This is a genomic window from Cypionkella sp. PAMC25878 (assembly GCF_058135695.1).
The window spans coordinates 1,760,001-1,773,590 of record NZ_CM176871.1; the positions used below are offsets into that span (position 1 = coordinate 1,760,001).

Below are 13,590 nucleotides of genomic sequence, written 5' to 3' on the forward strand. Positions count from 1 at the left end.
GGACGGCCAAAACAACCAGGATGTTGGCTTAGAAGCAGCCATCATTTAAAGATAGCGTAACAGCTCACTGGTCTAGATAAGCTGTCCTGCGGCGAAGATGTAACGGGGCTCAAACCACGAGCCGAAGCTCAGGATGCATAGCAATATGCGTGGTAGCGGAGCGTTCTGTGATATAGGACGCTGTGTATTTATATTCGGGTACACTCGAATATAGCATACACAATGTGCTTTCTGTGAAGCCGGGCTGTAAGGCATCCGGTGGAGAGATCAGAAGCGAGAATGTTGACATGAGTAGCGATAAAGAGGGTGAGAGACCCTCTCGCCGAAAATCCAAGGGTTCCTGCTTAAAGCTAATCTGAGCAGGGTAAGCCGGCCCCTAAGGCGAGGCCGAAAGGCGTAGTCGATGGGAACCACGTTAATATTCGTGGGCCAGGAGGAAGTGACGGATCTCGACTGTAGTTTGCCCTTATCGGATTGGGTGGGCTGCTTAGAGGTTCCAGGAAATAGCCCTCCATCAGACCGTACCCTAAACCGACACAGGTGGATTGGTAGAGTATACCAAGGCGCTTGAGAGAACCACATTTAAGGAACTCGGCAAAATGCCTCCGTAAGTTCGCGAGAAGGAGGCCCTATTCGTACGCAAGTATGGGTAGGGGGCACAAACTAGGGGGTGGCGACTGTTTACTTAAAACACAGGGCTGTGCGAAGCCGTAAGGCGACGTATACAGTCTGACGCCTGCCCGGTGCTGGAAGATTAAGAGGAGGGGTGCAAGCTCTGAATTGAAGTCCCAGTAAACGGCGGCCGTAACTATAACGGTCCTAAGGTAGCGAAATTCCTTGTCGGGTAAGTTCCGACCTGCACGAATGGCGTAACGATCTCCCCGCTGTCTCAAATGTGGACTCAGCGAAATTGAACTGTGTGTCAAGATGCACACTACCCGCGGTTAGACGGAAAGACCCCATGCACCTTTACTCCAGCTTTGCACTGGTATCAGGATTGTGATGTGCAGGATAGGTGGTAGGCATCGAAGCGGGGACGCTAGTCTTCGTGGAGCCTCCCTTGAGATACCACCCTTCGCCATCTTGATATCTAACCGCGGCCCGTTATCCGGGTCCGGGACCCTGCATGGTGGGGAGTTTGACTGGGGCGGTCGCCTCCCAAATTGTAACGGAGGCGCGCGAAGGTAGGCTCAGACCGGTCGGAAATCGGTCGTTGAGTGCAATGGCATAAGCCTGCCTGACTGCAAGACTGACAAGTCGAGCAGAGACGAAAGTCGGTCATAGTGATCCGGTGGTCCCAAGTGGGAGGGCCATCGCTCAACGGATAAAAGGTACGCTGGGGATAACAGGCTGATGATGCCCAAGAGTCCATATCGACGGCATCGTTTGGCACCTCGATGTCGGCTCATCTCATCCTGGGGCTGGAGCAGGTCCCAAGGGTATGGCTGTTCGCCATTTAAAGAGGTACGTGAGCTGGGTTTAGAACGTCGTGAGACAGTTCGGTCCCTATCTGCCGTGGGTGTAGGAGACTTGAGAAGAGTTGCCCCTAGTACGAGAGGACCGGGGTGAACGGACCACTGGTGGACCAGTTATCGTGCCAACGGTAGTGCTGGGTAGCTATGTTCGGACAGGATAACCGCTGAAGGCATCTAAGCGGGAAGCCCCCTTCAAAACAAGGTCTCCCTTGAGAGCCGTGGAAGACCACCACGTCGATAGGCCAGAGGTGTAAGAGCAGTAATGCTTTCAGCTGACTGGTACTAATTGCTCGATAGGCTTGATTTGATCCAGTAACAGCAAGGTTAGTGATAACCAAAGCTTCTGGGTCGTAATGTCAAAGAAATGACATGTCAAAAGCGTACATACGCTGTCGAAAGACAGCCTAAACTTGGAACAATCTGATGATCTAAAACCCTGCATGAGCAGGATAAAGATCACATACTGATGTTTGCTATGCGAAGAAGGCCCATCGCGGTTCTGGATCAACTCCAACACCGCGATCAGCCTTCCAGCACAGCTTGTTTCTTCTTTGGTTTGGTGGACATAGCACGAGCAAAACACCCGATCCCATCCCGAACTCGGCCGTTAAGTGCCGTCGCGCCAATGGTACTGCGTCTTAAGACGTGGGAGAGTAGGTCACCGCCAAACCTAACAAGAAACAACCTCTCAATACGATAGCAAGCCCTCAGCACAAAACCAGCTGAGACCACGTTCCCACACCACCAACGGGAACGACCGTCGCGGGGTGGAGCAGCCCGGTAGCTCGTCAGGCTCATAACCTGAAGGTCACAGGTTCAAATCCTGTCCCCGCAACCAAAAACACCAAATATATCAAATACTTAGAACCCGACCTAAACAGTCGTGTTTTGGCTTGCGCATTTTGTGTCAACGCCATGTCAACGTTTGAAGAGTCGTCCGTAAAACGACCGCAGGCACCGGTTTTACCATCCCCATCCGGGCGGGCGACATGCCGTTGAAACCATCGCTTTCTCCTGCTATATGACTTAGTCATACCATGGAGGCGCAGATGACCGTCAAAACCACTCTTAGCTTTACCGACCGCCATCATCACTTCCTCTCGGAAAAGGTCGGGCAGGGCGTGTTCGCCACGCAGAGCGCTGCTGTTGCGGCTGCACTGGAGCAGATGATGCAGGACGAAGAAGAACGCGAGGTCGCCCTTTCGGCCCTCGGGCAGGAAATCCGTGCCCGCATGGAAACGCCGCGTGCAACGTTTATCGACCAGGACAACGCGTTTGCCGCTGCTCGTGGCACCATCGGTGCGGCGCGCGGAACGTGATCTATCGGATCAGGTTCCACCCTCTCGTCGCGCGTGACCTCGACGCTATCGCCCATTGGATCATCGACTACGTGGGGCCCGAGGCGGCTGCACGCAAACTGGCCGAGATCGAAGCGGCCATTGCCACCCTGAAGACGACGCCTCACAAGGACAGCCTGCGAGATGAAATTGCTCCTGGCCTGCGTGCCATCCCTGCAGGCCGAAAAGCCGTCATTGCCTTCTTGGTTGATGATGACGCAGGTGAAGTGCTGATCTACGCTGTCACCTATGGCGGTGCGGATTGGATGGGACGGACCCGCGCGCGCAAAGGGTGAACGGGGGAGGGCCATCTGTTTGCTTGAAGAGGCCGGTCGATGTGCTTCTTGTTTTACGAGACGGAGATCAATGGGATACCATTCTACCATGGCTCGACAATCGCGTTTGGCCGAAATCTTTCTTGGCTGACCGAGAAGGCTCAGATGAAACGCGCTGTTCCACTCCGCCCGCTGCAGTTCGATCAAGTCCCGGTCTTTGGATGTGTCGGAACGCATTGGATCGAGTACGCGGTCGTGCAGAATGGTTGTGTTTGAGAATCCGTCGCCCTTGCATTACTTTTAGGCGTCCTGCCGAAACGTGACGTCAAATTGCGATTAACGGGCGCTCTCTATCCTTTGATGGCCGTGGATGCTGGCCGCCTTGCTGCCAGCTTTTGTGTTGGCGGCTCTGGTATCTAGAGCCGATTTCCTGATTTTTGGTCAAAGAAATGAACGGCTCCCTCGAGTGGTGTCAGATGAATGATGGAATCGAGCGACAAAGCCATTCGGTCCCGGAAAACGGCAGCGACTGTTTGACCCGCAACCTTGAACAACACATGCGTTTCTGACCCGGTCGGTTCGACGACCAGCACCTGTCCGGCCATTCCTGACGCCGACACCGTAAGATGCTCTGGCCGAACGCCGCAGATGACGACCTGGCCTTCCTTGACGGCGACGTTGGCCGGTATGGGTATCAACGCCTCAGCGAACCGAGCAGCCAATCCGCCGCCTTGGACGACAACATGTGCCTTCAGCAGGTTCATCGAAGGCGATCCGATGAATGCGGCAACAAAGGTATTGGCCGGGGCATCGTAAAGATCAAGTGGCGCGCCTATCTGTTCCACCCGGCCCGCCTTCATCACAACGATCTGGTCCGCCATGGTCATCGCCTCAACCTGATCGTGGGTGACATAGACGATGGTGGTCTTCAGCCGGTGATGTAGAGCCTTGATTTCGGCTCGCATGGCGACGCGCAATTTCGCATCCAGATTGGACAAGGGCTCGTCAAACAGAAACACCTTGGGATTACGCACGATCGACCGCCCCATGGCGACGCGCTGGCGCTGTCCGCCGGATAATTGGCGCGGGTAGCGGTCCAACAGGTGCGACAGGTCGAGAATTTCTGCGGCACGGGCGACCTGTGCCGCCTTGTCCGCCTTGGATGCCCCGGCCAGGGTCAACGAAAATGCCATGTTCTCGGCCACGGTCATGTGAGGGTAAAGCGCGTAGTTCTGAAACACCATCGAGATGTCACGCTCTTTCGGCGGCAGATTGTTGACCTGCCGTCCGCCGATGCTGATCGTGCCGCCCGAGATATCTTCCAGCCCCGCGATCATGCGCAACAAGGTGGATTTGCCGCAGCCGGACGGTCCGACCAGAACGACGAACGCGGCGTCCGGAATGTCAATGGATACGCCATGCAGCACCTGCTGCGCGCCGTAGGATTTCACAACATCCACGATGTTTACCGATGCCATAGCTGCCTACTTTCTGTGGATATCAATGTACCGGACCGACGCGTACGGCTTGGGTTGACAAGGCACCCTCGTGGACAAGCAGGCCGAGGGCGCCATCGCGGAACGTGCCGTCCCGTGTTGTCAACGCCGTGCCGTTGGCGCGCGCGGTGATGTTGTCCCCCTCGACCTCGACTGACATCGAGATCGGGGTCTCGAAAGCGACCGCAAACGGTGTCTCGGCCAAGACAGTTGTTGTTTCATCTCGGACGCGCACGATCTGGAACATGCCACTGCGCAAAAGTCGGGCAGCATAATACCGTCGCAGTCCCTGAGCCCGGACGGCGATGCCGCCGTAGGTGCCCAAGTGCAGCGTCACATCGCTGGCCACGCGGTAATCTGTCCACTGCCGGGTGCCATGCAGGATGATGCCTTCGCCCACATCCTGCGAAATGCGAAAATCTGGAGGGAAGCGTTTGGAAAACAGGCTGACACCATTGACCCAAGCCATACGCCAGAAATCGCAGCCATCGCCCGGCCGCGACAGCGACGAGGTCGCGCCATCCATCGGGCGGTGGAGCGTCACGTCAGGCGCACCATCCCAGCGCAGGTGATCGACATAGACAGCTCCATGCGCCACCGGCCCGACAGAAATCAGCGCGATGCCCACCTCGGCAATCGGTTGGCCACCGCAGTCCGGCAGGCACCATTCCAGCGTGGCGTCCTGCCCGGGGACCAGCGAAACATCTGGGCCATCGATATCAACCAATTCATCCTGAAGGTCATAGACCCGCAGGCGCAGGCAGGCATTGACGGCGCCCTGATTGGCGGCATCGGCCTTCACGCGCGCCCGCAAGGTCTGGCCGGGATAGACCAGCGGCGTGGCCATCAGGTCATAGGTCCGCATCCGCAACATTTCGGGGGGCGAGAACGTCGGCGTCAGGGCGGCACAGGTCTGTCCCACCGCCAGCGCCCGGTAGTCGATGGCCAGCGCGCGCTGGCCATTCCCTTCGGCATTGCGCAGGGCGGGCGCGTTGAAGCCCGGCCCGGTGCGGGCGCGAAAGCCCTGAACGCTGCCTGGCAACGAAAAGTGGAACTGCGCGCCGTCTTTAGGCGCCGCCATCGCCGCACCTCCATCCAGTTGCTGACCAAGGTTTGCGATGTAGTAGGCCATCCGCACCGCGTCATTGATCGAACTGCCGCCATCGGCGGACGAGATCAACAGACGGTCAGCAATCGGCCCGCGGAAATCTGCCCCAGCGTCGATCCCTTCCAGCCCCAGCATGATGCCCAGAAGGCAGCCCACGTTGCCCGCATTGCAATCGGTGTCCCAACCACTGGTGTTGACGATCATCTGCGCCCGCTGAAAGTCGTCTGGCGCATAAAGAACCGCCATGATCATCAGGGCATGGTTGGGCACGACATGGCAGTTGCCGGGGAACTTGTCATAGCCATAAGTATCCTCGATCAACTGGCGGGTGTCGTGCCAATCCGGGTTCTGGCCATGCCAGCGCCGGATATCAGCGATCACGCGGGCAATCAGGCAGTCTGAGGGGATCTGCGCCAGACCGGTGTCCAAGAGGTGGTTGATATCGGACGACCGGAACGCTTCGGCCTCCATCGCGGCCCAAAGCTGGGCGGCAAAGACGCTTTCGCCGTCATGGCTGACGCTGCCTGCCCGACCCGCCAGACGGGCGGCAAGATCCGGCTGGCACGACGCCACCATCGCCCAGCCGTCGATGAAGATCTGTGCGCCGATCTGTTCGGCCACCGTAGCCCCGTTGGTGGTGATCGAGCCGCTGGCCGGGGCCGGGATGCCCTTCTTCAGGTTCAGCCACGCGGTGTGTTCGGTGGAATTGCCATTGCCGCCCCACCACAGGATCGTGCGATCTTCGATGATGTAGTTCAGCCAGGCCCGGCCGATATCCTCGGCGGTCAGGTCCGGTGAAATGCCGTAATCTTCCAGCGCGCGGATGAAGGTAAAGGTTCCGGCCACATCGTCATCGGTCACAACAAGCGGCTGGTTCAGCTTTTCGTGGACATAATATTCAATGGGTCCAAGTTCTTGCATGATGCGCTGGTAGCTCCAGCCCTCGAAGGGGCGGCCAAGATAGACGCCGATCAGTTTGCCAAGTACACCAGCGTAGACACGGGTCAGGTAATCATTGGGCAAGGTCATGCTGGTACTCCGTACGGAAATGGGTTGATTTGCATGGGTCAGCCTTTCACCGATCCGCCCGCCATGCCTTCGATGAAGCGGCGTTGCAGAGCGATGAACAGGACGACCACGGGGAGAACGATGATCATGGCTCCAGCCATAATCTGCCCCCAATTGGTTGAATATTGGCCCGACAGCAGGAAGAACGACACAACTGCGGTCAGGCGGTCTTGCTGTTGTAGGAAAGTGGTGGCGATCAGGAATTCGTTCCACGAATACAGCCCGATGATCAGCGCCACGGTCAGAATGCCGGGCGAGGCCATCGGCAGCATCACACGGCGGAACACCTGCCAATCAGTTGCGCCGTCGATCAGGGCGGCTTCCTCCAGCTCTTTGGGGATGGCAAGGAAGTAAGTCCGCAGCAACATGATGGCAAACGGGCTCCAGATTGCGGTATAGACCAGCGACACCGCAAAGATGTTGTTGATCAGCCCCAGCCGTGCAAAGCCGAAGTAAAGCGGGAACAGGAACAACTGGATCGGCGCGGTGGTGGTGGCCAGCAGATAGAACGTCACAACCTTCCAGGCTTTTACCTTCTTGCGCGCCAGCACATAGGCTGTGGCCGACCCGGTGGTGCAGACCAGCACGATGGTCAGCGCCGTCAGCTTGGCAGAGTTGAGCAAGGTTTGTGCGAAGTGTGCGTTTTTCCAGGCCTCGGTGAAATTATCCCAACGGAAGGCTTGGGGCAGCGAAAGCGGGCTTTGCACGATCTCGGGCGCGGATTTGAGCGAGTTCAGCACCAGAAGCGCAATGGGAAACAGGGTGATGAAGGCCAACACCCCCAGAAGGGCATAGGTGATGATCAGCGTTAGACGACTTTCAACCAGCCTCATTCCTGGCCCTCCTGCGACTGGACTCGGATGTAGAAATAGGTGGCCACCAGCCCGAAGGCGCTGATCACCATCGAGGCCGCAGCCGCTTGACCCACGTTCAGGTCATAGAACGCCTTGCGATAGGCCAGTGTGGACAAAACCTCGCTGCCAAAGGCCGGGCCGCCTTGCGTCAGGATGTAGACAAAGTCAAAGACCAGAAACGACCAGATCACGGTCATGATCATCATCAAGATGATGGTGGGCTTTATCCCCGGCAACAGGACATAGCGCATCATCTGAAAGAAGGTGGCCCCTTCCAGACGAGCAGCCTCGATCTGTTCGGCGGGCACCTGGCGCAGGGCGGCGAAGAAAATCACGCATAGGAACCCCCACCAGTGCCACAAATCCACGGTCGCCACCCCGAGCAGCGCGGTGGAGGGTTGCGAGAGAGGGTTGGTCAGCGGCAGCCCAAGGTGATTGAAATAGCCGAACACGCCGGTGGCGGGGCTGAAGATCATGCCTTGCCAGACCCGCGCCGTGATCACTGTGGCAATAACGGCGGGCAGGAAATAAACCACCTGAAAGAAGGTCCTCCCGCGCCGCACCACCAAAAGCATGGTGGCCGCCAAAAGGCCGGTGGCGATGGGCACCACCAAGAAGATCGCGGTCCAGATGATGTTGTTTTCCAGCGCCACCCAGAACACCCGGTCCTGCCACAGCGCCTGAAAGTTGCCCAGTCCGGTAAAAACTGGGGTCGACATGCCATCCCAGCGAAAGAAGGCCAGGGCTACAGTCAGGCAGGCCGGAATCAGGATGACGACGACGTTGATTGCAAGCGTCGGCAAAAGGAACAGCCGGTGCATGGGGTCGTCTCCCTTTGGGATGATTGGAGTGGGGGGCGGCTTTGCCGCCGCCCCAGAGTTGCGTCAGGTCAGTTCCGCGCAGGCACAGCAGGCACTTTGCCGTCCGCCAGTTCCTGCTTGAAGGTCGTGTCCATCGTTTCCAGGAATTGCGCGGTTGTGGTCTTGCCCAGCCACACTTCCTCGATGCCGCTGATCACATAGCTGTCGGTCGCAGGCGGCAGGAAGGTCTAGGTGGTATAGCCGTACTGGTTGGCATTCACCGCCGAGGCGAGGTTGGCCATGGTTTCCCCATAAAGCGGAAGCACGTTATCGCCGATTTTCACCTTGCTCAGATCCTTCAGTGGAATGTTCCATTCACCCTGCCAGACCGTGTTCATCGCACCATAGAAGGTGTCAGTGAAGACGTAGTCGATCACTGCCGCAGCACCGTCCGGGTTCGTTGAGGCTGCTGCGATCGAGAACGTCGAGCCGATGCCCAAGGGATAGATCGGATAGGGCACGCCCTCGCCGCTGGGGAAGCCCACAAAGCCAGCTTCGGCATTGGCAGGCGGGAAATAGGTGCCGACGTTTTGGAAGCTCCAGGTGCCCGTGGGGGCCATGCCCGCCTTGCCTGACGCCACTTCGGCGAAGGCCTGCTCGCCGGTCAACGAGAAGTAATCGGGACCGAAGTAGCCCTTTTGCCAGAAATGGTTCAGCGTATCTATCGCCTTGACGAAGGGTTCCGCCGTCCAAGGCAGTTCGCCTTTCAGCGCCTTGGCGACATTTTCCGGCCCCGCGACCGAATTCAGGATCATCGAGACATACCATTCATTGGTGCCCCGCCAATCAGCGTTGCCCGCTGCAAAAGGTACCACGCCAGCCGCCTTCATCTTGGCAGCAAGAGCATCCAGTTCGGCAATCGTCGTGGGCGGGGTCCAGCCGTTCTTGGCAAAAAGTGTCTTGTTGTAGAACAGACCCACGGTTTCATAGGTCTTGGGCAGGGCATAAAGCTTGCCGTCGAACTTGCCCATGTTCAGAAAGGCCGGAAGAATGCGGTCATTCCAGCCCAGTTTGGCCGCGTAGTCGTCCAGCGGCAGCAGTTGCCCCGCCTGCGCCATCGCCGCAACGTAGGCCGGACCCGGCGTATAGACCACATCCGGACCGCTGCCCGACAACATCGCCACGCGCAACTGCTTGTCCAACTCGTTGCCGCGGAAATCAATGCTGAGTTCGTCTTTGGCGCTCGTGGCGTTGAACGGATCGATCAGGACGGACTTGAGGAAAGCCTGATTTTCCGGCGACGCCGCTTCGTACCACCAGCTTACCGGCGTCTTGTCTTGCGCAAGGGAAGCAGTGCTGGTCAAGGCGAGCCCGATCAGGGCAGCGCTGGCCAGAAAGGTTGCAGTCTTGGTCATAGTCATCTCCTCCGTTGGGGTGTTGGGGTGCCAACCTTTGTTCGTTCAGGTCGATTGTCGTTCGATCAACTGGAACGGCATCTCAAGTGCAGTTCCGATGTCGGGTGTTCCGCCTGCCATTCGGTCCATTAAAATCTGCGCGGCCTTGACGCCGACGTCCGACTGGAACTGCGCAACGGTGGTCAAAGCCGGGCTGACCAGCGTTGCGGCAGAGATATCGTCGAAGCCTGCAACGGCCATGTCGCCTGGGACTGAAAGTCCCGCTTCACGCAGCGCCTGCATGGCGCCGATGGCCATCAAGTCATTGGCGGCGAAAATCGCGGTCGGGCGCAGCGGACGCGCAAGGATCGACCTTGCAGCGCGGGCTCCGCCTTCTTCGCTGAACTTGTCATCCATGACCACGTCGGGTGTGCCGCGTGCCTGAGTCAGCGCCTCGGCATAGCCTTCGATCCGCACTTGCTGCGGGCCGCCGCGTCCGGCGATCATTGCAATCTGGCGGTGTCCGCGTGCGATGAGATACTGCACCATGGCGAAGGATCCGGCACGGCTGTCGACAAAGATGTTATCCAACGGGATGCTGCCACTGCTCTTGCGCGAAGATTCTATCCGCACGACCGGAACCCCGGAATCGACCAGCGGTTTGAAATCAGACGCGCGCAGGGTCCAGAAGACTCCCACCACACCATCCACCCGGCCTTGACGTGCCCAGTCCAAAAACCGCTGTTCACGTTGGGCCAGACCGTCCGTGTTGACGGCGATGACGTCGTAGTCGCGCGCCTCGCAGACGGACTGAATCGCGCGCATCAGGGCGGGGTAAAACGGGTTGGTGATATCTGGCACGACACAAGCGATTGTCATGGTCCGGTTGGTTTTCAATGCCTGAGCGAACCTGTTGGGCATGTAACCCAACTCCCGCGCCGCCGCAGAAATTCGTTCAGAGGTTTCTGCGGGAATGGCGCTCGACGCCCCGCTGATGACCATCGAGACCGTGGCCTGAGAAACTCCGGCCAGCAGGGCTACGTCTTTCTGTGTGGTTCGACGGTCTCGCAACGACTCTTTCCTTATACCTATAACTGATACGAATAAGTAGAATCCCCGACACTGTCAATCTGTCGTGGCAAGCAGCGGTCGGGGCAGGGTCAGAACGCGTGAGATCGTAAATTGACCATCCAACCCGAGCGCCCGCGTGATGAAATCAAACGCTGCAACTGGGACGCCGTCGCTGGGGCATGCCTTTGTGCCGAAGGCCGTTGCGCGCCCGACCTGTTGATCTCACGCGGGTCACTTCTGCGTGGAAATCCACAGGGACCACCAGCCCGTTACCCAGCGCGAAGCCAGAAACTCCAGCCCCAGGCGGTCAGGGGTTGGGGGCGGAGCAAAACCAACCACACTCTCGCGATGACCGAGGGACGACCGCAGGCAGGCCCGCAGAACGATCTTTTCTCAAGCCATTTCGACGGAGGAGTAGGTGCAGATCAAACTCGGATCAAAGGCACCTCTGTCCGTTACAATCTTCGAAATCAAACGCGGTGGCACTATGTCGAAAGTTGGATATAGCCCCTGCGCGTCCAGCGGGGCCGTGCGGTGGCCCATGAAATTCACAACTTCCTCGCCATCGCGCATTTCAATCGTGATATCTTGCTCGGTCGCACTCTCAACGTCGGGGCCACTCTGGCGCAGCACGAAATAGGGCCGTCCGGTATCGGCTGCCGCGAGCGCATACTGGTAGCTGCCGATCTTGTTGCAAACAGTACCGTCCATGCAGACTCGATCAGCGGCGGTGATGAAATAGTCAACAATACCTTCCCGCATCAGGTAGCCGCCCATACCATCGGTAATGACCTTAGTCGGGAAGCCAAGCTCGACCGCACAGAGTGCCGTAAGACGCGCGCCCTGCAGGTAAGGGCGGGTTTCGCTGCAGATCACGTTCAGCGACTTGCCCTGACGTTTCGCCTCCAGAAGGAGGTAGGCGTAAGAGCGATCAGGAAAGCAATGGGTAAGGATTGTCGCCCCATCTTCGATCAGCGCGCAGGCGTTCCGTCCGGTCTCATATCCTTGCCGGGCAAGGACCGCTGCGGCGCGATCGACCGTTTCAACAATCGCCTCACAGAGATTGTCGCGCGCAGTCACCGCGTCTTCCGCCACGTCAAGGCAAGCCTGCACGACCCGCTTTAACGCGAGACCAGTGGGCCGTGTGGCGATTAGGATGCCTGCTGCAGCCTTGATATGTTCAAGGCGAGCATCTTGCCGGGCGGCAAGCGCAAGGCCATAGCCCGCCGCAATGGAGATCGAGAACGCGCCCTGAATGACCATATCGCGGATCGCGGCGGCCACGTCCTCAACGGTCTTGCAGGTTACATATTCGACCTTGAGCGGTAGCTGTCGGCGGTCAAGAATCCGAATTTCGCCGTCGCACCACTCAGCCATGCCAGAGCGGCGGATCAGTTGTGGCATCTCGGCTTCGGGATATTCTTGCTCAAGTCCCAGTCTGATATTGGTCATTGCGATGCTTCCCGGATGAGTTTTTGTGGGTCGAGCGCCGCCTTGGTACAAGCCGCGATGAATGTCTCTTCAACGATCCGGCGTTGCGGGTTCGAGCCTCCGAGCAGCACAGTCTGTGCCAGGATCGGCACAAGGAGATATGCCGCAGCTACTGAGTTATCGTCGGCAAAGGCAGTAAATGCTGCGCAGAGCGTGACGGTCAGACGGCTGGCACCAGAGTTGCGCGTATCGTCAAGCACGCGGAATTCAGCGCGCAGTTGTTCCATCCTGGCTTTATCGCCTGACAGGGCGGTGGCGCAGATGCGATGAATGTCGGCGAAGACGAAACCGGGATTCAGATAGTGTCGGTCCATGTATGCGATCGTTTCGTCGATGAATTGCGCCGGGATAGGGTAATCACGCAAATGCGCACGCCAAAGGAAGGACGCATTGTCGCTGAAAGTGCTGAGCGGCATCGGATCGCTGACACCAGAGCTAAAGCTTGTCTCGAAATGCCGACGGCTGTGGGCGGCGCTGCTCAGGCCCATGTCGAATTCAAAGATTGATTTGTGCCAGTTGATGTGGTGACGCATGTCTGATCCGACACCGGGCCCCGCAAGCCACATGTCGACGAAGGCAAGCCCGTCGTCCAGAGCGTGGTCCTCGATATGTGCGTGGCTTAGAGAATGCGCAGCGGTGCCTGTCGGGCGCACCTCCCACGCGCGCTCAGCGCGGGCCCGGCCTTCGCGGACCATGCCGCCCTCAACCTGCGAGAAGGACTCGTTGGCAAGATACCACCAATGGTCTTTCGGCCATGTGCTGCGGTACTTTTCCATAAGCACGATATTGGCCTCGCGCCAGTCGGTGCGGCCGTTGAACGCCAAAAGGCCGAACGGCCCAACGACCATCGAGAAGGCCAGGATGTCGGTGGGCCAAGTCGCAAGGTGGTCAAGCGCGCTTGCCAAAGCGCTCTCCTGGCCTCTGGCGGCAAGGCTGAGAAGTGAAATAAGCGAACGCTCGCGCTCATTGGTTCGGGGCGCTGAATTTTGCGCCGAATCCAGGTCCGCGAGGCCGGATTTGCGGTCACCGTGGATCATCTTCTGCCGACCAAGCATAGCGCGCGCCAAGGCGAAATCGGGATCAAGCCCAACAGCCTGCGTCAGCTCTGGGATGCCGCTGTGATCGAAGGTCAGCGCGTGGTCGAGCCCCACTTTCCAAAGATCCAGCGCCAACTGGCCACCCGTCGCCACATAGCCGTATTCATCCGCAGCAATGGCCATG

General features: G+C 58.4%; 11 protein-coding genes, 1 tRNA gene and 2 rRNA genes (1 of these 14 cut by a window edge). 5 read left to right on the forward strand and 9 right to left on the reverse strand.

What is annotated here, in order from left to right:
• The 5 genes from ACS5RD_RS08355 to ACS5RD_RS08375 form a co-directional block, all read left to right on the forward strand.
• Positions 1–1,782: ribosomal RNA gene (locus tag ACS5RD_RS08355) — 23S ribosomal RNA — on the forward strand; it begins 1,061 nt to the left of the window's first position.
• Positions 1,783–2,030: 248 nt separating this feature from the next.
• Positions 2,031–2,145 (forward strand): 5S ribosomal RNA (gene rrf / locus ACS5RD_RS08360).
• A 91-nt stretch (positions 2,146–2,236) separates the two neighbouring features.
• Positions 2,237–2,313, forward strand: a tRNA-Met gene (locus ACS5RD_RS08365).
• 211 nt (positions 2,314–2,524) lie between these two features.
• The gene (locus ACS5RD_RS08370; protein ID WP_489930791.1) at positions 2,525–2,794 is read left to right on the forward strand and encodes a hypothetical protein; all 270 of its coding nucleotides are present in this window, start codon (positions 2,525–2,527) and stop codon (positions 2,792–2,794) included.
• The gene (locus ACS5RD_RS08375; RefSeq protein WP_489930792.1) at positions 2,791–3,108 is read left to right on the forward strand and encodes a type II toxin-antitoxin system RelE/ParE family toxin; all 318 of its coding nucleotides are present in this window, start codon (positions 2,791–2,793) and stop codon (positions 3,106–3,108) included. The genes ACS5RD_RS08370 and ACS5RD_RS08375 overlap by 4 nt, the downstream gene beginning before the upstream one ends.
• A 395-nt stretch (positions 3,109–3,503) precedes the next feature.
• Here ACS5RD_RS08375 and ACS5RD_RS08380 read toward each other — a convergent pair whose 3' ends face one another.
• From ACS5RD_RS08380 to ACS5RD_RS08420, 9 genes are all read right to left on the reverse strand, one after another.
• On the reverse strand, positions 3,504–4,565 hold the full coding sequence (locus ACS5RD_RS08380) for an ABC transporter ATP-binding protein (RefSeq protein WP_489930793.1): 1,062 nt from the start codon (positions 4,563–4,565) through the stop codon (positions 3,504–3,506).
• 22 nt (positions 4,566–4,587) lie between these two features.
• Positions 4,588–6,720, reverse strand: a complete 2,133-nt coding sequence (locus ACS5RD_RS08385; RefSeq protein WP_489930794.1) for an ADP-ribosylglycohydrolase family protein — start codon at positions 6,718–6,720, stop codon at positions 4,588–4,590.
• Positions 6,721–6,758: 38 nt separating this feature from the next.
• Positions 6,759–7,592, reverse strand: a complete 834-nt coding sequence (locus ACS5RD_RS08390) for a carbohydrate ABC transporter permease (RefSeq protein ID WP_489930795.1) — start codon at positions 7,590–7,592, stop codon at positions 6,759–6,761.
• Positions 7,589–8,434, reverse strand: coding sequence for a carbohydrate ABC transporter permease (locus ACS5RD_RS08395; protein WP_489930796.1), 846 nt, complete (start codon positions 8,432–8,434; stop codon positions 7,589–7,591). Before ACS5RD_RS08395 ends, ACS5RD_RS08390 begins: the two co-directional genes overlap by 4 nt.
• A gap of 68 nt (positions 8,435–8,502) precedes the next feature.
• Positions 8,503–8,631 (reverse strand): hypothetical protein, encoded by a 129-nt coding sequence (locus ACS5RD_RS08400; protein WP_489930797.1) that lies wholly within the window; start codon positions 8,629–8,631, stop codon positions 8,503–8,505.
• Between the two features lie 30 nt (positions 8,632–8,661).
• Positions 8,662–9,828, reverse strand: a complete 1,167-nt coding sequence (locus ACS5RD_RS08405) for an ABC transporter substrate-binding protein (protein ID WP_489930798.1) — start codon at positions 9,826–9,828, stop codon at positions 8,662–8,664.
• 45 nt (positions 9,829–9,873) lie between these two features.
• On the reverse strand, positions 9,874–10,878 hold the full coding sequence (locus ACS5RD_RS08410) for a LacI family DNA-binding transcriptional regulator (RefSeq protein WP_489930799.1): 1,005 nt from the start codon (positions 10,876–10,878) through the stop codon (positions 9,874–9,876).
• Positions 10,879–11,271: 393 nt separating this feature from the next.
• Positions 11,272–12,330, reverse strand: a complete 1,059-nt coding sequence (locus tag ACS5RD_RS08415; RefSeq protein ID WP_489930800.1) for a s-methyl-5-thioribose-1-phosphate isomerase — start codon at positions 12,328–12,330, stop codon at positions 11,272–11,274.
• The gene (locus ACS5RD_RS08420; protein WP_489930801.1) at positions 12,327–13,589 is read right to left on the reverse strand and encodes a tetratricopeptide repeat protein; all 1,263 of its coding nucleotides are present in this window, start codon (positions 13,587–13,589) and stop codon (positions 12,327–12,329) included. The genes ACS5RD_RS08415 and ACS5RD_RS08420 overlap by 4 nt, the downstream gene beginning before the upstream one ends.
• Position 13,590: the final 1 nt, after the last annotated feature.

Coding starts and splice junctions, on each gene's coding strand:
- ACS5RD_RS08370 (WP_489930791.1), top strand. CDS start 2,525: ATGACCGTCAAAACCACTCTTAGCTTTACCGACCGCCATCATCACTTC.
- ACS5RD_RS08380 (WP_489930793.1), bottom strand. CDS start 4,565: ATGGCATCGGTAAACATCGTGGATGTTGTGAAATCCTACGGCGCGCAG.
- ACS5RD_RS08385 (WP_489930794.1), bottom strand. CDS start 6,720: ATGACCTTGCCCAATGATTACCTGACCCGTGTCTACGCTGGTGTACTT.
- ACS5RD_RS08390 (WP_489930795.1), bottom strand. CDS start 7,592: ATGAGGCTGGTTGAAAGTCGTCTAACGCTGATCATCACCTATGCCCTT.
- ACS5RD_RS08395 (WP_489930796.1), bottom strand. CDS start 8,434: ATGCACCGGCTGTTCCTTTTGCCGACGCTTGCAATCAACGTCGTCGTC.
- ACS5RD_RS08405 (WP_489930798.1), bottom strand. CDS start 9,828: ATGACCAAGACTGCAACCTTTCTGGCCAGCGCTGCCCTGATCGGGCTC.
- ACS5RD_RS08415 (WP_489930800.1), bottom strand. CDS start 12,330: ATGACCAATATCAGACTGGGACTTGAGCAAGAATATCCCGAAGCCGAG.
- ACS5RD_RS08420 (WP_489930801.1), bottom strand. CDS start 13,589: ATGGCCATTGCTGCGGATGAATACGGCTATGTGGCGACGGGTGGCCAG.